Genomic DNA, 26997 nt, shown 5'->3' with positions numbered 1-26997 from the left:
GCTGCGTTGAAGAAGGATGTCGTCCACGCGTTGCAGTGAACGTCGATAACGTCGATTGACGAGACTACCGCAAGCGCCGTTCGCGCGCAGCGGCCACCGCGGCTCGCGGGCATGCGGCTTGCAAACTGCTGACGCGAGACCTCTTGCGCATGCCTTCTCACACGGAGAGCATTTGAACGACACATCCACGGGCGTTTCCCGTGCGAACGCCACGACGACCGACGACCTCGGCGCATCTTTCTTCGAGCCCGGACGCAACTGCGCAAGCGTGCGTCACGCGGACCGCTTCAGCCTGCTCATCGACGGGTCCGATTATTTTCGCGTGCTGCGCGAGGCGATCACGCGCGCCGAACGCACGGTGTTCATCCTCGGCTGGGACATCGACAGCCGCATGAAGCTCACGCCCGAAGGCGCGAACGACGGCTATCCCGAAGCGCTCGGCGACTTCCTGCATGCCATCGCGGCGGAAAAGCGCCGGCTGCGCATCTACATCCTCGCGTGGGACTTCGCGATGCTGTACGCCTTCGAGCGCGAATGGCTACCCGTCTACAAGATGGGTTGGCGCACGCATCGGCGCGTCGCGTTCCAGATGGACGGCAAGCATCCGCTCGGCGGCTCGCAGCATCAGAAGGTCGTCGTGATCGACGACCGGCTCGCGTTCGTGGGCGGCCTCGACCTGACGCGCTCGCGCTGGGACACGCCCGCGCATGCGCCGGCGGACCCGCATCGGCGCGACGCGAACGGTACCGCGTATCAGCCGTTTCACGATGTCCACTCCATGTTCGATGGCGACGCCGCGCGAGAGGTCGGCCTACTCGCCCGCGAGCGTTGGTCGCGCGCATGCGGCAGACGGCTTGCGATCCGCGCGCATCGCGCGGCGTGGCAAGGCGATCCGTGGCCGCCTTCGCGCGCGGTCGATATCGACGATGTGCAGATCGCGCTCTCGCTCACCGAACCCGCGTATCTCGGGCGCCCCGCCGTGCAGCAGATCCGCACGCAATACCTGGATGCCATCGCGCGCGCGCGGCGCAGCATCTATATCGAGAACCAGTACTTCACGTCGGGCTCCATCGGCGCGGCGCTCTCCGATTCGCTCGCGCGCGAGGACGGTCCCGATCTCGCCATCGTGGTGCCGCGCAATCAGAGCGGCTGGCTTCAGGAAGTCACGATGGGCGTGCTGCGCGCCCGTTTGCACGCGCTTTTGAAGCAGGCGGACCGGCACGGCCGCTATCGTCTGTTGTGTCCGACGGTGCCCGATCTCGGCGAGCAGATCGTCAACGTGCACAGCAAGCTGATGATCGTCGACGACGACCTGCTCATCGTCGGCTCGGCGAATCTGAACAATCGCTCGATGGTGCTCGACAGCGAATGCAACGTATCAATCGATGCGGGCGCCGACGCGCGCATCCGCCGCGCGATCGCGAAGATGCGCGACACGCTGCTCGCCGAACATCTCGGCTGCGAAGTCGAGGATGTCGTCCGGGAGCGCGAAGCACGCGGCGGCCTGAACGCGGCGATCACGGCTCTTTCGCGCGATCGCGACGAACACCGCACGCTGGTGCCGCTCGATCCCGTGGTGTCGCACGAACTCGATCAGCTCATTCCGCCCGACGCGCTCATCGATCCCGAGACGCCCATTGCCGCCGATGAACTCGTCGATCAGTTCGTGCCCGCCGAAAAGACGCGGCCGCTCATCGGCCGCTTCGCGCTGCTCGGCGTGCTCGCGCTGCTGGCGGTCGGCGTGGCCGCTGCATGGCACTGGACGCCGCTCGGCGAGTACGTGAACCTGAAGTCGCTCACGAGCGCGACGCGGCGCATCGACGCGTTGCCGCTCGCGCCGCTATGGATCGTGTTGTGTTTCGCGGCGGCGGCCGTCGTTTCGGTGCCCGTCACGCTGCTCATCGCGACGACCGGCCTCGTGTTCGGCGCGGGATGGGGCTGCGCATACGCGTTCGCAGGCACCATGACATCGGCCGCCGTCTCGTATCTGCTCGGTCTGTGGCTCGGCCGCGATGCGGTGCGCAAGCTCGCGGGCGCGCGCGTGAACCGGCTCTCCGAACGCGTCGCCAAGCGCGGCATCGTCGCGGTGGTCGTATTGAGGCTGCTGCCAGTCGCGCCGTTTTCCATCGTGAACATGGTGGCGGGCGCGTCGCACATTCGCATGCGGGACTTTCTCATCGGCACGCTGCTCGGCATGGGACCGGGCATTGTGCTGACGGTCGCGTTCGCGCATCAGCTCATCGCTTCGTTGCGGCATCCGACGGTCGGCTCGTTCGCGGTGCTGATCGGCATCGGCGCGGTGTTGATCGCCGTGTCGATCCTGTTGCAACGCTTCTTGGGCCGCGCCGATCCGAAGGAAGAAGTCGTGCACGAAGGCGCGCCGAGCGACGAAGACAGAGCGCGCGCAAGCGAGGAAGCGGCGCGTGCAAGCGTCCTGCGCGATCGCAACGCGATTCCGCGCGATGCGGCGCCGAATGCATCGGCCAATGCAGCGCCGAACACAGCGCCGAATGCATCGCCCCGAAGCCACGACGAGGTCAGCTCATGACGTTGATGCACGACGCCGGAATCGACATCGAAAGCGCGACCGAGGCGCGCGCCAAGGAGCTGCGCATCGCGACGTACAACGTGCATGGCGCAGTGGGCATCGACGGCAAGTTCGCGCCGGAACGTATCGGCGAAGTGCTCGCCGAGATCGACGCGGACATCTTCGCGCTTCAGGAAGTGCCGCTAGGCGGCCGCAGTTCGCCCAACGTGCTGGACTTGCTGCAACGCATGACGAACCTGCATGCGGTGCCGGGCCCGACGCTCGATACCCCCGAGCGCCGCTATGGCAACGCCGTACTCACGCGCTATCCGGTGCAGGCGGTACGCACGCTCGATCTTTCGTTCGGCAGCCGCGAGCCGCGCGGCGCGCTCGATGCGGACATCGACTGCGGCGGCGAAACATGGCGCGTCGTGGCGACGCATCTGGGACTCGCATCGAGCGAGCGTCGCGCGCAGGTCGAACAGGTGCTTCAGAGCTTCGATACGCCCGCGCTTCCCGTGATCCTGCTCGGCGATCTGAATGAATGGTTCGTCTATGGCCGCACGCTGCGGCGCCTCGTCACGCACTTTCATCGTGCGAGCGCGCTGCGCACGTTTCCGACGCGCTGGCCGCTCTTCGCGCTCGATCGCATCTGGGTGCATCCCGGCGAACGGCTCATGCGCGTCGACGTGCATCGCACGCGGCTTTCGCGCATCGCATCGGATCACTATCCGCTCATCGCGCATATCGCGAACGCTTCGTCGAACGGCGGCTGATGCACGTGCAAGCGGAAGCGATGCTTCTGCGATGCATGTACGTGTCAGCAGCAAGCCACGCATGTCACGAAAAGCCCTGAAAAAACGATATAAAAACGCAAAAGACTCGCACGAACGCGTCTGGCGTATGTAGAATCCGGCGTGATACGCACGCATCGGTGCGGACGTATTCGATATCAACGACCAAACAGGTAGGAGAAACATGCCGACTTCCGCTAAAACCGCTGCTAAGAAAGCCCCGGCCAAGAAGGCCACGGCAAAGACCGCCGCACCGGCCAAGAAAGCAGCCACGAAGGTTGCCGCGAAGAAAGTAGCCAGCAAGACGGTTGCCGCCAAGAAGACGCCGGGCACCTTCGCACCGGTCAAGGACACGTTCACGAAGGCATCGCTGGCCGCGCATCTGGCAGAGCGCGCCGAGGTGGATGTGAAGGCAGTCAAGGCCGTGCTGGTCGCGCTGGAAGACACCATTCTCGGTTCCGTTCACAAGAAGGGTTCGGGCGAATTCACGCTGTCGGGCCTCTTGAAGATCTCCGCGCAAGCCGTTCCGGCGAAGAAGAAGCGCTTCGGCAAAGACCCGTTCACCGGCGAAGAACGCTGGTTCCCGGCCAAGCCCGCAAGCGTGCGCATCAAGGCACGCGCGCTGAAGAAGCTGAAGGACGCAGCAGCCTAAGCGCTAAACTCGCGCTCGACGTATCCGTCGGTGCCTGAAGAGGCCAGCTTTCCTCGCGGAAAGCTGGCCTCTTTTGCATTGCGCCGCGTTAGCTCTCGCGTGCGTTGGCTTCGTCGAAGACGGACGCTACCCAATCCACGAAAACCCTGACCCGCGCCGACAATTGACGGCTATGCGGATACAGCAGCGACACCGGCATCGGCGGTGGAGGAAACGCCGGCAGCACGCATTGCAGGCGGCCGTCTGCGAGCGCATCGTCGATGTGATAACGCGGCACTTGCACGATACCGAGGCCCGCGAGCGCCGCCTGCGTGTAGAGCTCGACGCCCGTCACGGAGATAGCCGATGGAAGCTCGACCCATTCGATGGTCCCGTCGACATCGAATTCCAGCGGCACCGCGCGCCCCGTTGCGCTCGATATGTAGTTGACCGCGCGATGCGATTCGAGCGCGCGCAAGTCGTCCGGCGCGCCGTGTCGCGCGAGATACGCCGGACTCGCCACCGTCACTTGTTCGAGCAACGCGACGCGTCGCGCGATCATCGACGAATCTTGCAGCGTGCCCGCGCGCAGCACGCAATCGACGCCTTCGCGCACGAGATCCACGAGCCGGTCGTCTTCGCCGACATGCAGTTCGATCTGCGGATAGCGTTCGAGAAACGCGGGCAGCGCCGGCACGATGAAGCGTCGCGCGAGCGTGCCTTGCAGATTCACGCGCAACAGGCCCTTCGGTTCAGCATGCCGAAAGGAACCCTCCGCTTCTTCCAGATCTTGTATGAGGCGCACGCAGCGCCGGTAATGCGCTTCGCCATCGGGCGTGAGGCGCACGGTGCGCGTCGTGCGTTCGAGCAGACGCGCGCCGAGGCGTTCTTCGAGACGCTTCATCAGATTCGTGACGGTGGCGCGCGGCATCTGCAAATCGTCGGCGGCTTGCGTGAAGCTGTGGCGCTCCGCAATGCGCACGAACACCTGCATCTCCTGAAAGCGATCCATGTTTCCGGGCCTTTTGTTGTGCGTTGAATTGTTGAAGCAACTGGAACGATGATACTAAGCCGCGCCCGATGATCGCTCATGCCGAATGATTCATGATGCATCGCATCCAGCAGCCACTTTCAAGGAGCGAGTCATGAGTCAGGCACAAGCAAAACGTGTGGTGATCGTCACGGGTGCGTCGCGCGGCATCGGCGCGGCGATTGCGCGAAGGCTCGCGCACGAGCAATACGCGGTCGCGGTGAACTATGCATCGAGTGCGACGGAAGCGAATGCGCTCGTCGATGAATTGCGCGCGGCGGGCGGTGCGGCCATCGCGGTGAAGGCGAACGTTGCATCGGCCGATGACGTGCGGCGCATGTTCGATACGGTCGAAGCCGAACTCGGCAAGGTCGATGCGCTCATCAACAACGCGGGCGTGCTGAAGCCGACGCCGCTCGCCGATACGAGCGACGCGCTCTACGACCACACGTTCGACATCAACGTGCGCGGCACCTTCAATACGCTGCGCGAAGCGGCCTCGCGCATGAACGACGGCGGGCGCATCGTGAACTTTTCGAGCACGACGCTCGCGCTCAACATGCCGGGCTACGCCGTCTATAACGCGACGAAGGCGGCCGTCGAAGCGTTCACGCATGTCTTCGCGAAGGAGTTGCGCGGGCGACGCATCACGGTGAACGCGGTCGCGCCGGGACCGGTTGCCACTGCGCTCTTTCTCGACGGCAAGACCGACGAGCAGGTTGCGAACTTCGCGAAGATGCCGCCGCTGGAACGTCTCGGTCAGCCGGACGATATCGCGTCGGTCGTGGCGTTTCTCGTCGGCGAGGACGCGGGCTGGGTCAACGGGCAAGTGCTGCGCGCGAACGGCGGCGTCGCCTAGACAGACAATGCGAGTTGCCCCGCGCTGCCATTCGGCGAACCGACGGCGCGGCGGCGCAGCGCGGTGCGCTTGTCGTGCGATACGGCCGGCAACGCCAGTGCTTGCTGCATGACGAGACTGAATGCGGGACGCGCGTCGCACGCGATCCATTCGAGTTGTCCCGATGCAAGGCGTTTCGCGATCAGGCTGTACACGTCGGCATCGAACGGGCGAAGCTCCGGCGCGCTCGCGAGCAGCGCGGGGATAGCGTCCCGCGACGCGCACGTGCCCACATAGCACCACCGATCGATCACGTGCCAGGCTTCGCTCGCGGTCTCTTCATCGCGCTCTGCGATCGCGACGGGGCCGTCGTGAGGCCAGCGCACGATGCGCGACGCATCGAGTGCGACGAGCGCGCGCGCCGCATGATCCGCAAGCGATTCGACGCCCGCGCACGCGCCGAGGCAGCGCTTCACCTGAAAGCCGAAGCAGCCGCGCATTCGTCCGGGCGGCGCTTTTTCCAGACCGAGCGTCGTCGCACAGAGATTGTGCTCATCGGCGAGATGACGCATGAACGCATGCGCCTTGCCGCGCGACGCGAACACGCCGAAGAGATGCGGCTCTCGCGAGAGATCGCGTTTGTCGGCGCGCAGCAGCACCGGCGCGGGCGCGCCCGGCAGCCATTGCCACGCGCATGCCGGCGACACGCGCTTAAGCAGGCGATTGTGAATGGGCCGCAAGTCTTTGACGAGCTTCGCTTCGAGCAGCAGCGCGCCGAGTTCGCCGACGGTCTCGCGATGCTCGATACGCCGTATCGCCTGCGAGATGGACAAGTCCTTCGCGAGCCGATGATCGCCCGAGAAATGCGCCGTCACGCGCTGCTTCAGGTTGATGCTCTTGCCGACGTAGAGCGTCACGTCGTCGTCGCCGTGAAAGAGATACACGCCGGGCGTGGAAGGCAGCGCGTCGAGCGCGCCTTCGGGCAGCGCAGCGGGCAGACTCGCGCGCTTCACGAGCGTCTTGATGGCCGCATCCACGAGGTCTTGCGAATACAGCGCGTGAATCTTCAGCCAGAACTGCCAGAGCAGGTCGGCATCGGCGAGCGCGCGGTGGCGTCCTTGCGGCGCGAGATCGAGCCGGCCGATGAGCGCATCGAGACCATGCCGCTCAACCGATGGAAAGAGCGCGCGCGACAGCCGCACGGTGCACAGCGTATCGGCGCGAAACGCGATGCCCGCGCGACGGAATTCGTTCTTCAGAAAGCCGTAGTCGAAGCGCGCGTTGTGCGCGACGAAGAGCTTGCCGTGCAGCCGCTCGGCCAGCGCCGGCGCGAGCGATTCGAACGTCGGCTGGCCGCGCAGCATGGCGTCGTCGATACCCGTGAGGCGCGAGATGAACGGCGGCACCGGCACGCCCGGATCGACGAGCACGCTCCATCGCTCGATGCCCGCCGTGCTCGCCTCGACGACGCCGATTTCGGTGATGCGGTCCACGGTGGCATCGCTGCCGGTGGTTTCGAGATCGACGAACACGATGGGACGCGCAAGCCCGGCGAGGAGGGCATCGGCGAGGGAATCTTCTTGCATGAAGGCAACGGGGACGAAAGGAGGCGCAGTGCGCCGAGTCTATCGCGAAAAGCACATCCGCATTCGCGCTCAAGCCACGGCGCGCCGTTGCCGTTAAGCAAAAACGTGCATGCGCCATGCGATGCGCAGACAGATCAGTACAATAGTGGTTTGGTTTTTTGTTTTCGGAAATTTCGACATGACTTACTGCGTGGGCATGTGCGTGGACGAGGGTCTCGTCTTCTTGTCCGACACGCGCACCAACGCTGGCGTCGACCACGTCAGCGCCGCTCGCAAGATGGCTGTTTTCGAGCAGCCGGGCGAGCGCGTGATCGTGCTGCTCGCGGCCGGCAACCTGGCGCTCACGCAGGCGGTGACGCAGTTGCTCGCCGAGCCCGCCGACCATCACGCGCCGACGCTCTATAGCTGCGCCACGATGGCGGAAGCCGCGCGCATCGTGGGCGATGCGGTGCGCGAAGTGCATCGGCGCGATGCGCTGTCGCTCGCTGAGTTCAGCGTCGACTTCAATTGCAGCTTCATTCTCGGCGGCCAGATTCACGGACAGGGTCCGCGCCTCTTCATGGTGTACGCGGCCGGCAATTTCATCGAATCGACGCGCGTGTCGCCGTATTTTCAGATCGGCGAATCGAAGTACGGCAAGCCGATCATCGACCGCGTGATTACACCGGCCTCGCCGCTCGACGAAGCCGCGAAATGCGCGCTCATTTCGATGGATTCGACGCTGCGCTCGAATCTTTCGGTCGGTCTGCCGCTCGATCTGCTGGTCTACGAAAAGGACGCGCTGCGCGTCACGCGCTTTGCCACGCTTGACAACAACAGCGCGTATTACCAGATGATCAACCGCACGTGGGGCGAGCGGCTGCGGCAGTTGTTCGGCGAGATTCCGAACCCGACGTGGACCGATCTCGCCGACGTGCCGCTGCGCCGGCGCGAAGCGGACAACACGGTGCCGCGCCTCGTGATCGGCGATCTGCCCGCCGGTTCGGATGCGCCTGCGCAGACGCTCGCTGAGGACGTCGACGGCGGCGGAAACCTGCCGCCGGAATGAGCCCTCAACGGGCGTCGGCCGCGCATTGCAGCGGCATCGCGAGGCTCGCCTTGATCGCCTGCATTTTGCGCGGTGAATCTGCCAGCACGGCGTCGATGCCGAGACACGCGGCCGCCCGATAATCCTCGGCGCTATCCATGCCGATGGCGAGCACATGCGCCTCGCCCCGCGTCCGGAAGCACCCAAGCGACTCGCGTGTCCACAGCTTCGCTTCCACGGGCGAGCGCGCTTCGCCGAGCGTGAAGGTCTCGACCAGTTCCATCTGCCTTTTCCACTCGAATGCAGCCCATGTGCCGGGCTGCGGCGGCTCGGCGCATGTGTGCACCAACGCGACGCCCGCGAGCCGTCCACGCGTCGCATCGCGCGATTCGAAAAGCCGCGCCTGCGGATAGGAGGCGAACGCGCTCTGATACGCCGCGTCGGTGGAATAGATGAGCACGCGCGACCACGCATTCGCGCGATCGAGCACGCGGGCGACGGCCGCTGCCTGCGGCTCGGCGGGCAGCGCTTTCATGTCCAGCATCACGGGCACGGACGCCGGAATCGCGGAGAGCGCGTCTTCGAGCGTCGGAATGCGCAGCGGATGCGCGCGATACGGATACGTCCTGGCGCCGCGCGCATCGGCGTGCGCGAAGTTCCAGCCTGCGTTCAGGCGTTGCAGCGCGGCGAGGTTCAGGCTCGCGACGGCGCCCTTGCCGTCGGTATTCGCGGACAAGTCCGCCGGTCGATACAGCACCGGCACGCCGTCACGCGTGATCTGTACCGAAAGCCAGATGGCATCCGCGCGATGGGTCAGCGCGCCCGCGATGGCGAGCAGCGTATTCTCCGGGAAGTCGGCCGTGCCGGCGCGATGCGCGACGATTATCGGCAATACGGGCGGCTCGTCCGCGAAGGCATGCGCGATGCCACCCGCTAAAAGCGAAGCGAGAGCGATTCGGCGGAAAAGGGCGAGCATCGAATGGACTCCGTAGCAGCGGTCGAGAACGCTTTCTCGTCGCGCATAAAAAAACAGCCATCGGAGAACCGATGGCTGTTCGAGATACCGCTTGTCCGCTGACGCGGCACTTGCGTGCCACGCCGATCGGTTGTTCTTAGAACTTGTGACGCAGGCCGATGAGGACCAGTTCCTGGTGGCTGCGGCCGCTGTCGAAGCCGAAGTCGCTGATCGAAGCCGTTGCGTTGACCGTGCGCGACTGGGTCACGCCGCCGGCCGTCACGTAGTCGCGCTGCGTGCCGCTTGCGTGCTGATAAGCGCCGACAGCATAAACGTCCGTGCGCTTCGACAGCGAGTAGTCGGCGCCCAGGCTGACCTGGTGGTAGTTCGCCGAGGTGTCGCCGCTTGCGTGCGTGTACGTGTAGCCGAGGCCCAGCAGCGTAGCCGGCGTCAGCTGGAAGTTCACGTAGCCGTTGCCGACGTTGAACTTCTCTTGCTCCTGGAACAGCGAGCTGCCGTCGTTCTTGTACTGCGCGAAGCTGTACGACGCGCCGACCGTGAACGGACCGAACACGTACTGGCCTGCGCCGCGCGCGATGCCGACTGCGTGAGCCGTCGAGTAGCCGCGGTTGATGACCGTGTTGAACAGCGAATCCGACGACGGGCTGTTCCAGCCGCTGTTCGTCGTCGACACAGGCACGCGGCCGGTCGTCGGGTTGTTCACGTACAGGTAGCTGCCTGCCAGGCCGAACGGACCGTTGTTATACGTGACCGCGCCGCCCCAGGTCTGGCCCTGGCCGGTCGTGCCCGCCAGGTTGCTGAAGCCGTAGATGCCTTCGAACTGGAAGCCCGAGAACACCGGCGAAACGTACTTGACCGCGTTGCTGACGCGCAGGCTGTTATCGTAGTTGTCGACGTCACCCGGCGTGGCGAACGCTGCGCCCCAGTAGTTGTCGGCCGTGAGGCCCTGGACCATGTCGACCGACGGGTCATATTGACGACCCAGCGTGACCGTACCCCACTGGTTGCCGCTCAAACCGACGAATGCCTGACGACCGAACTCGCGTCCACCCTGGTTCAGACGACCCGTGCCCGGATCGAAGCCGCTTTCCAACTGGAACAGTGCCTTCAGACCGCCGCCGAGGTCTTCCTGACCCTTCAAGCCCCAACGCGGGCCGGACAGCGTGCCGTTGACCATGCCGAACAGATGGTCGCCTGCCGCGTTGGCATGGCTGACATAGGCAAGGCCCGTATCGATCACGCCATACAGCGTCACGCTCGTTTGTGCCTGTGCCGCGCCAGCTGCGCCGAGCAGGGCCAGCGAGAGGGACGTCAGTGCGAATCGTTTCATCGAATTCTCCACGCGAATGATTAAAATCGTTGTTGCCGGCGCAGAGAATAACGCAACGTTTCGTTACGTTAGAAACGAAAAAAAATGACTGTCTCCAAAAAGACACAGTGCCGGGAGACGCCCGCCCGTATTCGGTTTGCGGCTGTCTCTTCTGAAAACTGAGACGCGACAAACTCCCGTCGCAAAAGTTCCGCGCGGAGTTTGACGCGCGCAGCGAAACTCGCGGGCTAATAACGATTAATGCGGAAGCGGATAACAAACCGGATTTTCGTTTTGCGCGAGCAGCCGCAGTCGGCCGTTCAGACGTCGCGCGAAGTACCGCCGTCGCGCCGCGAGAGCAGCGCCACGGCCACGCCCGCCGTCGCCGCCACGAGCACCGCGCGCCACGGGTGGCGCTTCACAGCCGCGTTCGCCTGCGACGCCTTGCGCCCGGCGCCGACCATCGCGACGGCGGTGGCGCGCGTGGCCGTCGACTCGGCGCGCGCCACCTTGCGCGAGAGTTCGATCGCCCGCTTGAGCGCGAGCGCGGCCTGGCGCGTGCGGCCGGCGTTCGAGATCCGCGCGGCTGGCGGGCGCGCGCTTCGAACGTCGAGCGCTGGCTGCGCGACAGGCTGAATATCCGCCGCCATGTCGACGCGCGTGGACGCCGCGAGCATCGAACCGATTTTGGCGCGGCTTCCCGGCGGCACGCTGCCGTTGTCCTGCACGCCCCACGCGCCGCGTGGATCATGCATGCGCGCGCGCGCCGCCGAGAACTCCGCGCCCAGCAGAAGCACCGCTGCGGAGAAGTACAGCCACATGAGCAGCACGGCAAGCGATCCGGCCGCGCCGAACGCGCTCGCGGTGCCCGCGTGCGTCAGATAGAACGCGAACAGCTTCTTCCCGACCGAGAAGAAGATCGCGGCCACGACGCCGCCGACGAGCGCATCGCGCCATTGGACCGGCGCATCGGGCAGAAACTTGAGCAGCGCGCCGAACGCGACGGAAAGAATCGCGAGCCCGGCCACCAGTTGCACCACATCGCCGATGACGACGAACGGCGAATCGCCCCACAGCCACAGGCCGACCGCCTGAATCGCGGTATCGAGCACGAGCGAGACGATGAGCAGGAAGGCGACGCCCAGCACGAGCCCGAACGACACGAGCCGCACGCGCACCATCGCGAGCACGCTGGAACGCTGCTCGCCGGTGAGCGGCCACACGATATTGAGCGCCGTGTTGAGCGAGGAGAACGTCGCCGACGCGCCCACGGCCAGCAGCACGAAGGAGATGATCGCGGCGATCCCGGTTCCGCCGCTGCGATGCGCGTTCTCCACGATGCTCTGCACGCCCGCCGCCGCCTGATCGCCGATCAGCCCGTTGACCTGATGGAACAGCTGGCCGCGCGCCGCTTCCGGGCCGAACACCCAGCCGGCCACCGCGATCACCATGACGAGCGTCGGCGCGAGCGAGAACGCCGAATAGAACGCGATGCTCGCGGCCATCGCGGCGCAGCGGTTTTCCGAGAACTGCTTGAGCGCGCCGAGCGCCCACGACGCATCTTTTTTGACCACGGAACCTATTTTTTGCGTGGAAACGGAGCTCATGGCGAATCTCTCGGTGCGATCGAACAGTGGCGGCGCGAGCTTTCAACGCGTTGCGCGGGCCCGCGGGCGGTAAATGCAACCGATCGAGCAGGTTCCGTTCCAAGACAAGCGCCAACGGGCGAAGCGCATATATAAGAACATTGCTATGATCGCGCCTGCCGCGACGGGACGCTCGTTCGTTTCGCGCGGCGCAACCGCTACATCGCGCGCCAGCCACGACGGCTGCAACGCCGGCGGTTCGAAAAAATCGACGCTGCGTGCGAGCGGCAGGACCTTAAGCCGAACGCGCGCTTCTATACTTTTAGAGCACCCCACTTCACGACGCGCCGAGGACATCATGCTTCAAATGTCACGGCGACAGTTCCTCAAGGTTTCCGCGAGCACGCTCGCCGGATCGAGCCTGGCTGCACTGGGCTTCTCTCCGGCACCCGCACTCGCCGAAGTCCGACAATACAAACTGTCGCGCACCACTGAAACGCGCAACACCTGTCCGTACTGTTCGGTCGGGTGCGGCATCCTGATGTACGGTCTCGGCGACAACGCCAAGAACGCGAAGGCCAGCATCATCCATATCGAAGGCGATCCCGACCATCCGGTCAATCGCGGCACGCTGTGCCCGAAGGGCGCCTCGCTCATCGACTTCATCCATAGCCCGAGCCGGCTGATGTATCCCGAATATCGCGCGCCGGGTTCGTCGGAATGGAAGCGCATCTCGTGGGACGACGCGCTCGACCGAATCGCGAAGCTGATGAAGGAAGACCGCGACGCGAACTTCGTCGAGACGACGGCGGACGGCAAGAAGGTCAACCGCTGGCTCACGACGGGCATGCTCGCGGCGTCGGCGGGGAGCAACGAAGTCGGCTATCTGACGCACAAGACTGTCCGCAGTCTTGGCATGCTCGCATTCGACAATCAGGCGCGTGTCTGACATGGCCCGACGGTGGCAGGTCTTGCCCCGACGTTTGGCCGTGGAGCGATGACGAACCATTGGGTCGACATCAAGAACGCGGACGTAATTCTGGTGATGGGCGGCAATTCGGCCGAGGCGCACCCGTGCGGTTTCAAATGGGTTACCGAGGCGAAGGCGCACAGAAAGGCGCGCCTGATCGTGGTCGATCCGCGCTTCACGCGCACGGCATCGGTCGCGGATTTCTACGCGCCGATTCGCACCGGCACGGACATCGCCTTCCTTGGCGGCGTCATCAACTATCTGTTGACGCACGACAAGATCCAGCACGAGTACGTGAAGAACTACACGGACATGTCGTTCATCGTGCGCGAAGACTTCGCGTTCAAGGACGGCACGTTCTCGGGCTATGACGCCGAGCATCGCAAGTACGACAAGACGAGCTGGGACTACGAGCGCGGCGACGACGGCTTCGTGAAGGTGGACCCGACGCTGCAGCATCCGCGCTGCGTCTACAACCTGATGAAGCAGCATTACGCCGCCTACACGCCCGAAATGGTGACGAAGGTGTGCGGCACGCCGACCGACAAGTTCCTGAAGGTCTGCGAGATGCTCGCATCGACGGCGCAGCCGAACCGCGCGGGCACCATTCTGTATGCGCTCGGCTGGACGCATCACTCCGTCGGCGCGCAGATGATCCGCACCGGCGCGATGGTGCAGCTTCTGCTCGGCAACATCGGCATCGCGGGCGGCGGCATGAACGCGCTGCGCGGTCACTCCAACATCCAGGGGCTGACCGATCTCGGCCTGATGTCCAACCTTCTGCCGGGCTACATGACCCTGCCGATGGAAGGCGAGCAGGACTACGAGCAATACATCACGAAGCGCGCGACGCAGCCGCTGCGGCCTAACCAGCTGAGCTACTGGAAGAACTATCGCGCGTTCCACGTGAGCTTCATGAAGTCGTGGTGGGGCGACAACGCGACCGCAGAAAACAACTTCGGCTTCGACTTCCTGCCGAAGCTCGACAAGTCCTACGACATGCTGCAGGTCTTCGAGCTGATGGCGCAGGGCAAGATGAACGGCTACATCGCGCAGGGCTTCAATCCGCTCGCCGCCGCGCCCAACAAGGCGAAGATCGGCCTCGGGTTGTCCAAGCTGAAGTGGCTCGCGATCATGGACCCGCTCGCGACCGAAACGTCCGAGTTCTGGAAGAACCACGGCGAGTTCAACGACGTGGATTCGTCGAAGATCCAGACCGAAGTGTTCCGTCTGCCGACGACGTGCTTCGCGGAAGAGCGAGGCTCGCTCGTGTCTTCGTCGCGCGTGCTGCAATGGCACTGGCAGGGCGCGCAGCCGCCGGGCGAGGCGAGGAGCGACATCGAGATCATGTCGGGACTGTGGCTGCGTATTCGCAAGGCGTATCAGGAGCAGGGCGGCAAGTATCCCGACCCGATCCTGAAGATGTCGTGGCCGTACGCGGACCCGGAAAGCCCGACGCCCGAAGAGCTCGCGATGGAGTTCAACGGCCGCGCGCTCGCCGACGTCACCGATCCGACCGACAAGACCAAGGTGCTCGCGAAGAAGGGCGAACAGCTTTCGAGCTTCGCGTTGCTGCGCGACGACGGTTCCACGGCGAGCGGATGCTGGATCTATTGCGGCGCGTGGACGCAGGCGGGCAACCAGATGGGCCGCCGCGACAACAGCGATCCGACCGGCATCGGCCAGACGCTGAACTGGGCGTGGGCGTGGCCGGTGAATCGCCGCGTGCTGTACAACCGCGCATCGTGCGATGTGAGCGGCAAGCCGTTCGATCCGTCGCGCAAGCTGATCGGCTGGAACGGTAAGGCCTGGACCGGCGCGGACATTCCGGACTTCAAGGCGGACGAACCGCCGGAAAACGGCATGAATCCGTTCATCATGAACCCGGAAGGCGTGGCGCGTTTCTTCGCTCGCGACGGCATGAACGAAGGTCCGTTCCCCGTTCACTACGAACCGTTCGAGACGCCGCTCGGCTACAACCCGTTCTTCCCGAATGAGAAGAACGTCACGAGCAATCCGGCGGCGCGCGTGTTCCCGGACGACCGCGCGGCCTTCGGCACCGCCGATCAGTTCCCGCATACGGCGACGACCTATCGCCTGACCGAGCACTTCCACTACTGGACGAAGCACGTGAAGCTCAACGCGATCGTGCAGCCGCAGCAGTTCGTGGAAATCGGCGAGGATCTGGCGAAGGAAGTGGGCGTCGTCGCGGGCGATCGCGTGAAGGTGTCGAGCAATCGCGGGCACATTATCGCGGTGGCGCTCGTCACCAAACGCATCAAACCGCTGACCGTGGAGGGCAAGAAGGTGCAAACCGTCGGCCTGCCGCTGCACTGGGGCTTCAAGGGCCTGACGCAGCCGGGCTATCTCGTCAACACGCTGACGCCTTCCGTGGGCGACGGGAACTCGCAGACACCGGAGTTCAAGTCGTTCCTCGTGAAGGTCGAAAAGGCATAAGGAGACGAGAATGGCTCTGCAATCGCTCGATATCAAGCGCGTTTCCGCCACCACCACGCCGCCGCCGCAAATCCGCGAGCCGGTCACGGGCACCGTCGCGAAGCTCATCGACGTGTCCAAGTGCATCGGCTGCAAGGCCTGCCAGACGGCGTGCATGGAGTGGAACGACCTGCGCGACGACGTGGGACACACGACCGGCGTCTACGACAACCCGCGCGATCTCACCGAACATTCGTGGACGGTGATGCGCTTCACGGAGTACGAGAACCCGAAGGGCGACCTCGAATGGCTGATCCGCAAGGACGGCTGCATGCACTGCGAGGACCCGGGCTGTCTGAAGGCCTGCCCGTCGCCGGGCGCGATCGTTCAGTACACGAACGGCATCGTGGATTTTCACGAGGAAAACTGCATCGGCTGCGGCTATTGCGTGACGGGCTGCCCGTTCAACATTCCGCGCATCTCGAAGGAAGACAACCGCGCGTACAAGTGCACGCTCTGTTCCGATCGCGTCGCGGTCGGGCAGGAACCGGCATGCGTGAAGACGTGTCCGACCGGCGCGATCATGTTCGGCACCAAGACGGACATGATCCAGCAGGCGGAGACTCGCGTGGAAGACCTGAAGGAGCGCGGTTTCGAGAACGCCGGTCTGTACAACCCGGCCGGCGTGGGCGGCACGCACGTCATGTACGTGCTGCATCACGCGGATCAGCCGGGGCTGTATCACGGGCTCGCGGAAAATCCTCGCATCAGTCCGCTCGTGTCGGTCTGGAAGGGCGTGACGAAGCCGCTCGCGGTCGCGGGCATGGCGCTCGCCGCGCTCGCCGGATTCTTCCACTACACGCGTGTCGGTCCGAACGAAGTGAGCGCGGAAGAGGAAGCCGAGGCGCAGCGCGAGGTCGAAGCCGCACGCAACGAAAGGGAGCGTTCGAATGAAACACGATAGCGAATTGCGCGACGTGCGAGGCAACCGCCTGATCGTGCGCTACACGCCGAACGAGCGCACGAACCACTGGATCACCGCGATCAGCTTCGTGCTGCTCGCGTTGTCCGGGCTCGCGATGTTTCATCCGTCGATGTCGTGGCTCTATGCGATCTTCGGCGGCGGGCAATGGACGCGCATCCTGCATCCGTTCGTGGGCTGCGTGATGTTCCTGTCGTTCATGGTCCTCGCGTTGCGCGTGTGGCATCACAACCATCTGGACAAGAGCGACATCCAGTGGATGAAGCAGATCGACGACGTGCTCGCCAATCGCGAAGACCGCCTGCCCGAGATCGGCAAATACAACGCCGGTCAGAAGCTCGTGTTCTACGTGATGGTGGCGAGTCTGCTGTTGCTGCTGGCTTCCGGGGTCGTGATCTGGCGCGCGTACTTCGCGTTCTACTTTCCGATCACCGTCATCCGGCTCGCGGCGGTCGTCCACGCGGCGACGGCTTTCGTGTTGATCATGTCGATCATCATCCACATTTATGCGGGACTGTGGATCAAGGGATCGATTAGCGCCATGGTGCGCGGAACCGTGACGTATGGATGGGCGCGCAAGCACCATCCGCGCTGGTTCAAGGAAATCATCGGCAAGTAGGCGTCGCGGCTTTCTCGCGAAACGCCGGCAGTGATCCGAACCGCTCGCGCCTCGTCAGGCCGGGCGGTTCTTCTTTGCGCAGCACGATCCGCGCGACGCAGCGCATGCAGACGTGCGCCGTCTGAACGCTATCCGACAAGCTGTTATCCTTCTTTTCCAATGCGACGCTTCTGCGCCGCACTCAAAGCACCGAAGCATTCCAAGGACAAATCAAGTGGTCCAACGCATACTCGAATCCGCTGCATCGATCGAAGCACTCGATCAGTCGGCCATTCCACGGCTGCGCATGCCTGAACGCGCAACGGTCTTCAGCGCACGCGCCGCGCGCTTGCGCCAGCTTGCGGACGCGAGCCATCCCATCGCGGGCTATCTGCGCCTCATGGCGGCGCTCGCCGACGCGCAACAGCATGTGCTCGCGGACTTCACCGCGCCGATGCCATCGCGCGAATCCATCGCGCTGAACCAGCAGCATTCGATGCCCATCGTGCCCGCGCTCGGCGCGAACGAGCGCGATCCCGCATGGCGCGACGTGCTCTTCATGCTGCTCGATCGCATCGAGGCCGCTGGCGCGCTGACGCCGCCGCTCGCGCAACTCGTCGCTCATCTGCGGTCGATGTCGGCCGACGCGCTCGACGCGCAGGCCGACGCCATTCTCGCTTTGCGTTTCGCGGAGATCGAGCCCGCCGCCGCGCCGTTCATCGTCGCGGCGTTGCAAGTGGTGTGGACGGACATCGCGAGCCGCATCGGCAGCGCGGAAGTGCCGTATATGGACACGTCCGGCGTGTGCCCCGTCTGCGGCACGATGCCGGTAGCGAGCATCGTGCGCGTGGGCGGCGTCCACGAAGGCTACCGTTACGTGCAGTGCGGCCTGTGCTCGACGGAGTGGCACGTCGTGCGCGCGAAATGCTCGAATTGCGATTCGACCAAGGGCATCGCGTATCACGCAATGGACGGCGCCGAAGCCAGCGCCGCTCAGACCGCTGAAGACGAGCAAGCCCGCGCCGAACGCGCGCGCAACGCGCCGCTGAAAGCGGAGTCGTGCGACGAATGCGGCACGTATCGCAAGATCGGCTATCAGGAGAAAGCGTACGACTTCGAGCCGTTCGCGGACGATCTCGCGAGCCTGACGCTCGATCTCCTGATGGGCGATGCGGGCTTTCGACGCCCCGCGCCGAATCCGTGGCTGTGGCCCGAACAGAGCGCATCGGACGAAGCGAGCCAAGCGGACGAAGCGCGATGAGCGACGTGACCGGCGGCGATGGCAGCGAACTGCGCGCGCTGATGGCCCGCGTGCCGTCGGTGGAGCGCGTGCTCGCATCGGCGCTGTTCGAGCCGCTCATCGACGAATACGGCCGCACGCAGACGCTCGCCGCCCTACGCGCGACGCTCGACGCATGGCGCGCCGACGCGCAGGCGGGCCGCGCATCCGTGGAAGCGCTCACGGAAACGATGCTCGGCCACGCCGTGAGTCTGCGGCTCGCGAGCCGCGCGCAAAGCCGCGTGCGCACCGTGTTCAATCTCACGGGCACGGTGCTGCACACGAATCTCGGCCGCGCGTTGCTGCCGGACGAAGCCGTACGCGCCGTGGCCGACGTGCTCACGCGTCCCGCGAATCTCGAATTCGATCTGGATACCGGCGCGCGCGGCGATCGCGACGACTTGATCAACGGGCTCATTTGCGAACTGACGGGCGCGGAAGCGGCGACGGTCGTGAACAACAACGCGGCGGCCGTGCTGCTCACGTTGTCCGCGCTGGCGCCGAGGAAAGAAGTGATCGTGTCGCGCGGCGAGCTGGTGGAAATCGGCGGCGCGTTTCGCATTCCGGACATCATGAGCCGCGCGGGCGCGAAGCTGCGCGAAGTCGGCACGACCAACCGCACGCATCTGAAGGATTACGACGAGGCGATCAACGCGAAGACCGCGCTTCTGATGAAGGTCCATTGCAGCAATTACGCGGTGACCGGCTTCACGAAGGAAGTCACGACAGCCGAACTCGCGCCGCTCGCGCATGAACGCGGCTTGCCGGTCGTCGTCGATCTGGGCAGCGGCACGCTTGTCGATCTCACGCAATGGGGCCTGCCGCGCGAGGCGACCGTGCGCGAGACGGTGGAAGCCGGGGCGGATCTCGTCACGTTCAGCGGAGACAAGCTGCTCGGCGGACCGCAAGCGGGTCTCATCGTCGGGCGCAAGGATCTGATCGCGAAGATCAAGAAGCATCCGCTCAAGCGCGCGCTGCGCGTCGGCAAGCTCACGCTCGCGGCGCTCGAAGCGGTGCTGCGCCTGTATCGCACGCCCGAGACGCTGCAAGCGCGCCTCACGACGCTGCGCCTGCTCACGCGTCCCGCCGACGCCATGCGCCTTGCCGCCGAGCGCATCCAGCCCGCGTTGCAGCGCCTGACAGGCGACGCGTTCGCCGTGACGACCGAGCCGATGTTCAGCCAGATCGGCAGCGGCGCATTGCCGGTAGACGTGCTGCCGAGCTACGGCCTCGCCGTGCGGCTCGCGAGCGGCAAGCGCGGCGGCGGGCAACTGAACCGCATCGAGCGCAAGCTGCGCGCGTTGCCGCGTCCGGTTATCGGGCGCATCGCAGACGGGGCGCTCTGGCTCGATCTTCGTTGCCTCGAAGAAGCCGACGAAGCCGCATTCATCGCGCAGCTCGACGGGCAGGGCCGGAGCGAAGGCGCATGATCGTCGGCACGGCGGGGCATATCGATCACGGCAAGACGACGCTCGTGCGCGCGCTGTCCGGCGTGGACACCGACCGCCTGAAGGAAGAAAAAGCGCGCGGCATTTCCATCGAACTCGGCTACGCGTACGTGCCGCTCGCGGATGGCGGCATGCTCGGCTTCATCGACGTGCCGGGCCACGAAAAGCTCGTGCATACGATGGCGGCAGGCGCGAGCGGCATCGACTTCGCCCTCGTCGTGATCGCGGCTGACGACGGCGTGATGCCGCAGACGCGCGAGCATCTCGCGATTCTCGAACTGCTCGGCGTGACGACGGGCGCGGTGGCGCTCACCAAAACCGATCGCGTCGACGAAAGCCGCGTGCGCGAAGTCCACGCGCAGATCAGAACGCTGCTCGCGCCCACGCCGCTGCGTGACGCGCCAATCTTCGACACCAACGCCAACGCCGCCGACGATCCCGGCGTGGCCGCGCTCAACGCGCATCTTCGCGATGCCGCCGCGCACTGGCGCGCGCGCCGCGACGATGGCTTCTTCCGTCTCGCGGTCGATCGCGTGTTCACGCTGTCGGGGCAAGGCACCATCGCGACGGGCACGGCGTTCGCGGGGCGCGTGAGCGTCGGCGACGTGCTCGCGCTCGCGCCGCGCGAATCGGCGAACGAAGTGCGCGTGCGCAGCATTCACGCGCAGAATCGCCCAGCGGAGGCGGGTCACGCGGGCGAGCGTTGCGCGCTCAATCTCGCCGGCATCGAGAAAGATGCGCTCGCACGCGGCGACTGGATCGTCGATGCGCGCATCGCAAAGGCGTCGGAGCGGCTCGACGTCGAACTCACGCTGCTCGCCGATGCCGGGCTCACGCTTGCGCACTGGACGCCGCTGCATGTGCATCTGGGCACGACGCATCGCGTGGCGCACGTCGCGCTTCTGGAAGCGGACACGCTCGCGGCGGGACAATCGGCGCGCGTGCAGCTCGTCTTCGATCAAACGGTGTGCGCGCTGCCGGGCGATCGCTTCATCGTGCGCAATGCGCAGGCGAGCCGCACGGTAGGCGGCGGCCGCGTGCTCGATCCGTTCGCGCCCGCCCGCAAGCGCCGCACGCCGCAGCGTCGCGCGTGGCTCGACGCGCTGGCCGCCTGGCTCGACACGCATCGCGCCGATGCGCTTTTCGATGAGTCGCCGTACGGCTTGCCGCGCTCGCTCGTCGAGCATCTGTGCGGCCGTCCGGCGGCATCGGTCGCGCTGCCGGACGGCTTGCGCCGCGTGCCCTTGTCCGACGATGCGCTTTTCATCGCCGCCGCGCATTGGGACGCGCTTGCCGCGCGTCTCACGAGCGCGCTCGCCGCTTTCCACGAACGCTTTCCCGACGAGCAAGGCCCCGACGCCGCGCGTCTGCGCCGCATGGCCGCGCCGCTCGCGCCGGATGCGCTGTGGCGCGCCCTGATCGACGACGCCGTGGCGCGCGGGACGATCGCGCGCAGCGGGCCGTGGCTGCATCTGCCGTCGCATACGGTGGCGCTCGATGCGGCCGAAGAGACGCTCGCGCAGGCGGTGCTGGCGTCGATCGAACGCGGACGTTTCGATCCGCCGTGGGTGCGCGACCTCGCGCGTGAACACGGCGCGCAGGAAGACGACATGCGGCGCCTCCTGCGCAAGCTCGCGCGGCGCGGCGACGTGTTGCAGGTCGTGCGCGATCTCTTCTATTCGCGATCCGCGATCGCGGAACTCGCGCGACTTGCGGCCGAACATGCGCACACGCGCGACGGGACTACGAGTGCGGCGAGCGGTATCGGCGCAGCAGAGTTTCGCGATGCGAGCGGCCTCGGCCGCAAACGCGCGATTCAGGTTTTGGAGTTCTTCGACCGGGTTGGTTACACTCGCTTTCATCGCGACCTGCACCTGTTGCGCACCGACAGCCGCTGGCACGAGCCGGTCTGAGCGGCTCCCGCCACGCCCTCTGCGCTTTTTGCGCCAGGCGAACCGATGGAGCATTCCTACTACGCGCTGCTGCATCTGCTGTCGGGCCATCCCGAATGGACGCTCGCCGTCGTGCTGCTCGCGTCGTTTCTCGAATCGGTCGCGTTCATCGGCACCTTCGTGCCCGGCAGCACCGCGATGTTCATCGCGGGCGCGCTCGTCGGCGCGGGCGCGCTGAATCTCGGCTGGGTATTCGTCTGCGCGATCGCGGGCGCGATTGCCGGCGACGCCGCGAGCTTCTGCTTCGGCGCGCGCTATGCCGATGTCATCGCGCAGATGTGGCCATTCCGCCGCCATCCGGGCGCGCTCGCCGCCGGCAAGCGGTACTTCCACTCGCACGGCGCGAAGAGCGTGGTGCTCGCGCGCTTCGTGGCGCCGATGCGCGCCGTGGTGCCGGTCGTCGCGGGCCTGTCGGGCATGACGCCCGCGCGCTTTCTGGCCGTCAACGTTCTGAGCGCGCTCATCTGGGCGCCGCTGCATATCCTGCCGGGCGTGGTGTTCGGCGCATCCATCGAACTGGCTGGCGCGGTGTCGATCCGGCTGGTCGTCATACTCGTGGCCGTGACGGCGATCGGCTGGCTCGTCTTCAATCTGGCGCGCGTGATCGTCGGACATGCAAAGGGCTGGACGGTCGCTTCCCGCGCCAGGCTGCTCGCGTGGGCGCAGCGCAACGACGGCGCGCCGGCGCGAGTCGTGTCGCGCGCCCTCGATCCGGCGAATCCCGCGACTTCGCTCATCGTTGCCATTTCCGTGTTGCTGCTCGCATCGGCGATGGCGTTCTTCTACGTGATGTCGAACGTGGCGCGCGGCTCGTCGCTCGTGCAGGTGGATGTCTCGACGTACCGCCTGTTGCAGTCGTTCCGCTCGACGTGGGCCGATTCGATCCTCGACGGCGCCGCCGCGCTCGGCAGCACGCCGACCTTGCTTGCGGTCGCGGCGACCGTCATCGTCTGGATGATTTTCGAGCGGCGCTGGCGCACGGTCGCGTACTGGGTCGTCGCGGTCGTGTTCTCGCAACTGCTCGTCGCCGCGATTCGCGTGACGGCGCATCACCGCTTGCCGCTGTCGTTCGCGCCGGTGGAGCACACGTTCCCGAGCCCGCATCTCGCGGCGGCCGTCATCATCTACGGCTTTCTGGCGTTTCTGCTGCTGCGCCGCGTGGGCATGCTGACCGGCGTGTGCATCGCCACGGCGACGTCGGGCATCGTGACGGCCATCGCGCTCGCGGGCCTCTACTTCGGACGCTTCACCATCTCGGACGCGCTCGGCAGCGCGGCGCTCGCGGCCATGTGGGTGTTTCTCATCGCGCTGACGGCCGTGTGGCGGCATCCGGGCAAGCCCAGACGCCGTCCGCTGATGCCATTCGCGATCCTCGCCGTGATCTGCGCGAGCGTCGGCTTGCAGTTGAGCGACGACACGCAGGCGCACAGCGCCGCGCCGCCGACTGTCGTCATCACGCCGATCCAGTGGATGGACACCGTGTGGCGCACCTTTTCATGCTACCGATCGAGCATGGACGGCGACCGCCGCGAGCCGATTACCGTGCAATGGGCCGCGACGCCCGCGGAGATCCGCGCGCAGCTGTCGAGCCGCGGCTGGACGCAAGCCACGGGACTGACGATGAAGAGCGTGATGTCGGTCGTCTCGCCGAATGCGCCCGCGACCGCGCTGCCGGTGCTGCCGCGCCTGAACAACGGCGAGCCGTCGAAGCTCATGTTCACGCGCTCGCGTCGCGGCGCCGACGAGCGCGACGTGCTGCGCTTCTGGCCGACGCGCTATGTGCTGAAGGAACGCGCCGATGCCACGCCGACGCCTATCTGGCTCGGCTCGATCGTCCACGAGCGGCTGCGCCGTCCGTCGTGGCCGTTCAACGTGCTGCGCCCGGACCGGCGCGTTGATTCGATGGCGCTGGACCGTGGCGATGCGTCGTCATGGCACGGCATCGAAATTGCGAACAGCGCCGGGTGCGGCAGCGTGCCGGTGATGCTGGTCCAGTCGAGGCCCTGATGATCTTTGGAAGCGAATGCCGACGCGCGCGCCGCGGAGGTGGCAGTTGATTCAGATTCCGCCGTCGGCGATTGCGCAGTGGGGCGCGGCCGCGGTCTTCGGCAACGTGCTGCTGACGCGGCTGGGCGTGCCGTTGCCGTCGGCGCCGCTGCTCGTCTTCGCCGGATCGATGATTGCGAGCGGGCGGCTGTCGCTCTCGCATGTGCTGATCGCGGCGGTCTGCGGCGCGCTGCTCGGCGACAGCGCGTGGTTTTCGGCGGGGCGCATCTACGGACGGCGGCTCGTGGCCGCGCTCGCGCGCCGCTCGTATGCGATCGATTCCGGCATGCGCACGACGAGCGAGCTTTTCGAGCGGTACGGCGCGCCGATCATCGCGGTATCGAAGTTCGTGCCGGGACTTGGACTCGTCACGCCGCCGCTGATGGGCACGACGCGCATTGCCGCGGTCGTCTTCCTTCTCTGGGATGCGTCGGGCATTGTCGCGTGGTCCGCGTTCTGGGTGCTGGGCGGCGCGTTGTTCCAGCGGCAATTGCACGTCGCGCTGGTGGAGTTGCAGATGCATGGCGCGACCGTCATCGATCTGCTCGCGCTCGTCGCGTTGCTGTACTGCGCGTATCGTCTGCTGCGACGACGCACGCCGGGGCAGTCCGGCGACGATGCGCGCTGACGCGTGCGTTTTTCGTTCCGCCGCTATAATCGTGGGCTTCGTTTGTTTCAGCCGGGGAAGGCATTCGTATCCGGTGGTGCGGCTGGGCTTCAAACCCAGTTGGGGGTGTCAGACACTCCCAGGTAGGTTCGACTCCTGCTGCCTTCCGCCAATGCGCTTTGGGCGTGATGGGATGATTCATGCGCGCCGCGCGAGAAGCTTGGATGCGTGGGGAACGCAATCGACGTTTTACGCTACCAGCTAACCTCGAATCAATTCAGCCAGTCGTTCGTGACAAGTACGCAAGCGCGTCGGTCGTCGCAACCGAGCATGCCGCCGTTAGTCGGCTTTCGCGTCGCTACACCGTAACGGCCGGTGCCTAGCGTACAGCCGACGTCGCCATGTCAGCGACGATAGGCCTTCTCAGCGACTTGATAAGCCAATCTAAATAAATTACCCAGGGAGGAGGCTCAAACCGCCACCGTGAGGGGCGGCGAAGCCTGCTTTCACGGCGTTCGCATCTCCTACCATTGCAGCTAGTGCTGGCTACGGTAAGCGCAACGTTCTCGGCGTCATCTGCCGCTCGCTCCGTCGAAATGACTAGAGCCTCATAGCATGCGCCGTTGCTTCCGATTGTCGAGACCGTGTCGATCTTGCGCCATTCACTGATGACGCGATCGGCGTTCCAAAATAGCGGCCGGCGCACAAGGCATACAACACGAGAATCGCCACCGTGTAAGTCACGAACCTCGGCGACAATCCGATGAGCACGATCGCGACGACCATGAGCACCGCTTCGCCACGCTGGCCGAAAACCGAGAGCGGCATGGTGTGCGGTGCCTCGAATGTCGTGCCAAGCAAGATAAGCAAGGGAATAACCGTGATGACAAGGTGCACTGACTCCAGCACCGGAGATGCGACCAGTATGGTCGTGGTCGCGAGTGCATAGTCAAGGCGGGTATCGGCCTGTCGACGCGTGACCAGATAAGCGCTGAACAGGCAGACGGCCGCCGCAAACATAACGGAAACGGCGGCGAGCGCTCTTTCAGGAAGCGAGAACCCCAAGCTCGCGGAGAGCGCAGCCAGCGCGCCGCGCACCGAACTATTGAAAGGCGCCAAGCCGTCCTGTACCAACAAGAGTTGCGCGTGAAGCCTCGGAAGGTCGGACGCAAAGTAGTGCAGAATCACGTTCCCTCCGATGATTGCTGCCGTTACAGCCGACACGACAAGCGCAGTCAGACACGCCGAAATGACCGTGCGCCACTCACGCCGCAATAGCAATAGCCCCGCGATGCCTACGGGTGTGAGCTTAAGGACGATCGCGATGCCGAGCAACACGCCCGCTTCGTAGCGGCGGCCACGCTCGACGAGATAGAACGTTCCCGCAAGTAGAAAAAGGAGAAGCGCGTTCGATTGCCCCCAGTACAACTCGTTGAGAAGCGGGCGGCCGAGAAGTGCGACAGCAACCAGAAGGACATAGACGCTCTTGCGGTCTCCGCGGTAGGCAAGACGTGTCACGAGGCCGATTCCCATGACGAGAAAGACGATGGACATCGAAGCCCATACAATCTTGGCGCCGGACATATCAAGCAAGCTCAGCCACGAGAAGAGCACGGCAAACTGCGGCGGATAGCTGTAGAAGCTGTGCACCCCTAATTCTCTTATGCCCGCCTGCTGGAGAAAGGCTAACAAGTGGTCGGGGTCGTACATCAGCCACGCGTCGAGATGATGCTGCGCTGCGACCGTGAACGCGTAGTAGTAGAAGTTGAAGTCGCCAAGATTGTCCGCACCCCGTAACTGCATCTCACGGATGAGGTGCGGCAACCGCGCGACAGTAAAGACGACTGCGATCGCGAGCAGCACAATCGCGCATAGATCGAATGTCGGCAACCGCCTCTCGCGGAAAATCGCAGTGCGCATGGTGACCTCCTGATGGATAGCCTGAGGCCGTGCCCAGCAACGGCAGAATGCCAAATCCTGCCTGGCATAGCCGCGGCTGGAACGAACAGCCCGCTTTCACGCAACAGCATGTTGACTTCGGCGTAACGCTTGGACTTCGCAAGGCGGGAATCGACGCCTCGAATGCGGTGCCCTGTGACTCCGATGCGCGCGCCAATGCTTAGCAATGCGATACAAGCATCGGCGAGAGAATGGGCATGTCGTTCGTCCACTGATCGACCCGCGAGTTCTTGACGATGGTGGGCAAAACAACGTTTGGAATGGAAGGAGAAGATCGCAGAGTTCGCTCTCGACGTTGCATCGGCAATGTGCCGATAACCACCGCGATCACACTCCTCCTCACGACGCGTGAGTAAAGTGTAGCTCTTCGAATCAAAAGAAAACAATGTCAGGATCACAAAACGTCGCGAAAAAGT

The 26997-nt window shown here is 65.1% G+C and carries 19 protein-coding genes and 1 tRNA gene; 14 read left to right on the top strand and 6 right to left on the bottom strand.

Annotated elements, in window-relative coordinates; genetic code table 11:
* Window positions 1-172 precede the first annotated feature (172 nt).
* The 3 genes from LDZ24_RS18750 (at window position 173) to LDZ24_RS18740 (ending at window position 3973) form a co-directional block, all read left to right on the top strand.
* Window positions 173-2548, top strand: coding sequence for a VTT domain-containing protein (locus LDZ24_RS18750; protein WP_371747436.1), 2376 nt, complete (start codon window positions 173-175; stop codon window positions 2546-2548).
* Window positions 2545-3303, top strand: a complete 759-nt coding sequence (locus tag LDZ24_RS18745; protein WP_248322702.1) for an endonuclease/exonuclease/phosphatase family protein — start codon at window positions 2545-2547, stop codon at window positions 3301-3303. Before LDZ24_RS18750 ends, LDZ24_RS18745 begins: the two co-directional genes overlap by 4 nt.
* A 202-nt stretch (window positions 3304-3505) precedes the next feature.
* A complete protein-coding gene (locus tag LDZ24_RS18740; protein ID WP_248322701.1) occupies window positions 3506-3973 on the top strand; it encodes an HU family DNA-binding protein in 468 nt (155 codons plus the stop codon).
* A gap of 88 nt (window positions 3974-4061) precedes the next feature.
* Here LDZ24_RS18740 and LDZ24_RS18735 read toward each other — a convergent pair whose 3' ends face one another.
* Window positions 4062-4964 carry a LysR family transcriptional regulator gene (locus LDZ24_RS18735; RefSeq protein ID WP_248322700.1) on the bottom strand — a complete coding sequence of 301 codons (903 nt, stop codon included), beginning with the start codon at window positions 4962-4964 and terminating at the stop codon, window positions 4062-4064.
* A 133-nt stretch (window positions 4965-5097) separates the two neighbouring features.
* Between LDZ24_RS18735 and LDZ24_RS18730 the strand changes: the two genes are divergently transcribed.
* Window positions 5098-5841 (top strand): SDR family oxidoreductase, encoded by a 744-nt coding sequence (locus LDZ24_RS18730; RefSeq protein ID WP_248322698.1) that lies wholly within the window; start codon window positions 5098-5100, stop codon window positions 5839-5841.
* On the opposite strand, the gene LDZ24_RS18725 is transcribed toward LDZ24_RS18730, so the two are convergent.
* Window positions 5838-7406: a 3'-5' exonuclease family protein gene (locus LDZ24_RS18725; protein WP_248322696.1), complete on the bottom strand. Its 1569-nt coding sequence runs from the start codon at window positions 7404-7406 to the stop codon at window positions 5838-5840. The two genes, LDZ24_RS18730 and LDZ24_RS18725, sit on opposite strands and share 4 nt — an antisense overlap.
* A gap of 178 nt (window positions 7407-7584) precedes the next feature.
* Here LDZ24_RS18725 and LDZ24_RS18720 point away from each other — a divergent pair, with 178 nt between their 5' ends.
* Complete coding sequence (locus LDZ24_RS18720; RefSeq protein WP_248322695.1) at window positions 7585-8454, top strand: proteasome-type protease; 870 nt, start codon at window positions 7585-7587, stop codon at window positions 8452-8454.
* Between the two features lie 4 nt (window positions 8455-8458).
* Here the strand turns inward: LDZ24_RS18720 and LDZ24_RS18715 are convergent, their stop codons facing one another.
* The 3 genes from LDZ24_RS18715 to LDZ24_RS18705 all read right to left on the bottom strand — a co-directional run bounded on the left by LDZ24_RS18715 (window position 8459) and on the right by LDZ24_RS18705 (window position 12325).
* Window positions 8459-9409 carry a glycerophosphodiester phosphodiesterase family protein gene (locus LDZ24_RS18715; protein WP_248322694.1) on the bottom strand — a complete coding sequence of 317 codons (951 nt, stop codon included), beginning with the start codon at window positions 9407-9409 and terminating at the stop codon, window positions 8459-8461.
* Between the two features lie 136 nt (window positions 9410-9545).
* Window positions 9546-10739 carry a porin gene (locus tag LDZ24_RS18710; protein ID WP_248322693.1) on the bottom strand — a complete coding sequence of 398 codons (1194 nt, stop codon included), beginning with the start codon at window positions 10737-10739 and terminating at the stop codon, window positions 9546-9548.
* 299 nt (window positions 10740-11038) lie between these two features.
* Complete coding sequence (locus LDZ24_RS18705; protein WP_248322692.1) at window positions 11039-12325, bottom strand: YihY/virulence factor BrkB family protein; 1287 nt, start codon at window positions 12323-12325, stop codon at window positions 11039-11041.
* 337 nt (window positions 12326-12662) lie between these two features.
* On the opposite strand from LDZ24_RS18705, the gene fdnG reads away from it, so the two are divergent.
* The 9 genes from fdnG (at window position 12663) to LDZ24_RS18660 (ending at window position 24794) form a co-directional block, all read left to right on the top strand.
* Window positions 12663-15731: a formate dehydrogenase-N subunit alpha gene (fdnG, locus tag LDZ24_RS18700; RefSeq protein WP_248322691.1), complete on the top strand. Its 3069-nt coding sequence runs from the start codon at window positions 12663-12665 to the stop codon at window positions 15729-15731.
* Between the two features lie 10 nt (window positions 15732-15741).
* A complete protein-coding gene (gene fdxH / locus LDZ24_RS18695; RefSeq protein ID WP_248322690.1) occupies window positions 15742-16674 on the top strand; it encodes a formate dehydrogenase subunit beta in 933 nt (310 codons plus the stop codon).
* Window positions 16661-17311 carry a formate dehydrogenase subunit gamma gene (locus tag LDZ24_RS18690; protein WP_175942253.1) on the top strand — a complete coding sequence of 217 codons (651 nt, stop codon included), beginning with the start codon at window positions 16661-16663 and terminating at the stop codon, window positions 17309-17311. Before fdxH ends, LDZ24_RS18690 begins: the two co-directional genes overlap by 14 nt.
* Before the next feature lie 214 nt (window positions 17312-17525).
* Complete coding sequence (gene fdhE, locus LDZ24_RS18685) at window positions 17526-18551, top strand: formate dehydrogenase accessory protein FdhE (protein WP_248322689.1); 1026 nt, start codon at window positions 17526-17528, stop codon at window positions 18549-18551.
* On the top strand, window positions 18548-19999 hold the full coding sequence (gene selA / locus LDZ24_RS18680; protein WP_248322688.1) for an L-seryl-tRNA(Sec) selenium transferase: 1452 nt from the start codon (window positions 18548-18550) through the stop codon (window positions 19997-19999). The genes fdhE and selA overlap by 4 nt, the downstream gene beginning before the upstream one ends.
* On the top strand, window positions 19996-21930 hold the full coding sequence (selB, locus tag LDZ24_RS18675) for a selenocysteine-specific translation elongation factor (protein ID WP_248322687.1): 1935 nt from the start codon (window positions 19996-19998) through the stop codon (window positions 21928-21930). The genes selA and selB overlap by 4 nt, the downstream gene beginning before the upstream one ends.
* 45 nt (window positions 21931-21975) lie before the next feature.
* Complete coding sequence (locus LDZ24_RS18670; protein WP_248322686.1) at window positions 21976-23976, top strand: VTT domain-containing protein; 2001 nt, start codon at window positions 21976-21978, stop codon at window positions 23974-23976.
* 46 nt (window positions 23977-24022) lie between these two features.
* Complete coding sequence (locus LDZ24_RS18665; protein WP_248322685.1) at window positions 24023-24643, top strand: DedA family protein; 621 nt, start codon at window positions 24023-24025, stop codon at window positions 24641-24643.
* A 55-nt stretch (window positions 24644-24698) separates the two neighbouring features.
* Window positions 24699-24794 (top strand) — tRNA-Sec (locus LDZ24_RS18660).
* Window positions 24795-25222: 428 nt separating this feature from the next.
* Here the strand turns inward: LDZ24_RS18660 and LDZ24_RS18655 are convergent.
* Window positions 25223-26542: a glycosyltransferase family 87 protein gene (locus tag LDZ24_RS18655; RefSeq protein ID WP_248322684.1), complete on the bottom strand. Its 1320-nt coding sequence runs from the start codon at window positions 26540-26542 to the stop codon at window positions 25223-25225.
* Window positions 26543-26997: the final 455 nt, after the last annotated feature.

Origin of the sequence: Caballeronia sp. Sq4a, assembly GCF_023170545.1 — a bacterium.
Taxonomy (GTDB): Bacteria; Pseudomonadota; Gammaproteobacteria; order Burkholderiales; family Burkholderiaceae; genus Caballeronia.
Note: the sequence above shows the minus strand (reverse complement) of the source record. Positions and strands in the feature narration are given on the sequence as shown.

What these genes read in the sequence shown, in the direction of transcription:
- LDZ24_RS18745 (WP_248322702.1), top strand. Translation starts at nt 2,545, where the DNA reads ATGACGTTGATGCACGACGCCGGAATCGACATCGAAAGCGCGACCGAG.
- LDZ24_RS18740 (WP_248322701.1), top strand. Translation starts at nt 3,506, where the DNA reads ATGCCGACTTCCGCTAAAACCGCTGCTAAGAAAGCCCCGGCCAAGAAG.
- LDZ24_RS18735 (WP_248322700.1), bottom strand. Translation starts at nt 4,964, where the DNA reads ATGGATCGCTTTCAGGAGATGCAGGTGTTCGTGCGCATTGCGGAGCGC.
- LDZ24_RS18730 (WP_248322698.1), top strand. Translation starts at nt 5,098, where the DNA reads ATGAGTCAGGCACAAGCAAAACGTGTGGTGATCGTCACGGGTGCGTCG.
- LDZ24_RS18725 (WP_248322696.1), bottom strand. Translation starts at nt 7,406, where the DNA reads ATGCAAGAAGATTCCCTCGCCGATGCCCTCCTCGCCGGGCTTGCGCGT.
- LDZ24_RS18720 (WP_248322695.1), top strand. Translation starts at nt 7,585, where the DNA reads ATGACTTACTGCGTGGGCATGTGCGTGGACGAGGGTCTCGTCTTCTTG.
- LDZ24_RS18715 (WP_248322694.1), bottom strand. Translation starts at nt 9,409, where the DNA reads ATGCTCGCCCTTTTCCGCCGAATCGCTCTCGCTTCGCTTTTAGCGGGT.
- LDZ24_RS18710 (WP_248322693.1), bottom strand. Translation starts at nt 10,739, where the DNA reads ATGAAACGATTCGCACTGACGTCCCTCTCGCTGGCCCTGCTCGGCGCA.
- LDZ24_RS18705 (WP_248322692.1), bottom strand. Translation starts at nt 12,325, where the DNA reads ATGAGCTCCGTTTCCACGCAAAAAATAGGTTCCGTGGTCAAAAAAGAT.
- fdxH (WP_248322690.1), top strand. Translation starts at nt 15,742, where the DNA reads ATGGCTCTGCAATCGCTCGATATCAAGCGCGTTTCCGCCACCACCACG.
- LDZ24_RS18690 (WP_175942253.1), top strand. Translation starts at nt 16,661, where the DNA reads ATGAAACACGATAGCGAATTGCGCGACGTGCGAGGCAACCGCCTGATC.
- selA (WP_248322688.1), top strand. Translation starts at nt 18,548, where the DNA reads ATGAGCGACGTGACCGGCGGCGATGGCAGCGAACTGCGCGCGCTGATG.
- selB (WP_248322687.1), top strand. Translation starts at nt 19,996, where the DNA reads ATGATCGTCGGCACGGCGGGGCATATCGATCACGGCAAGACGACGCTC.
- LDZ24_RS18670 (WP_248322686.1), top strand. Translation starts at nt 21,976, where the DNA reads ATGGAGCATTCCTACTACGCGCTGCTGCATCTGCTGTCGGGCCATCCC.
- LDZ24_RS18655 (WP_248322684.1), bottom strand. Translation starts at nt 26,542, where the DNA reads ATGCGCACTGCGATTTTCCGCGAGAGGCGGTTGCCGACATTCGATCTA.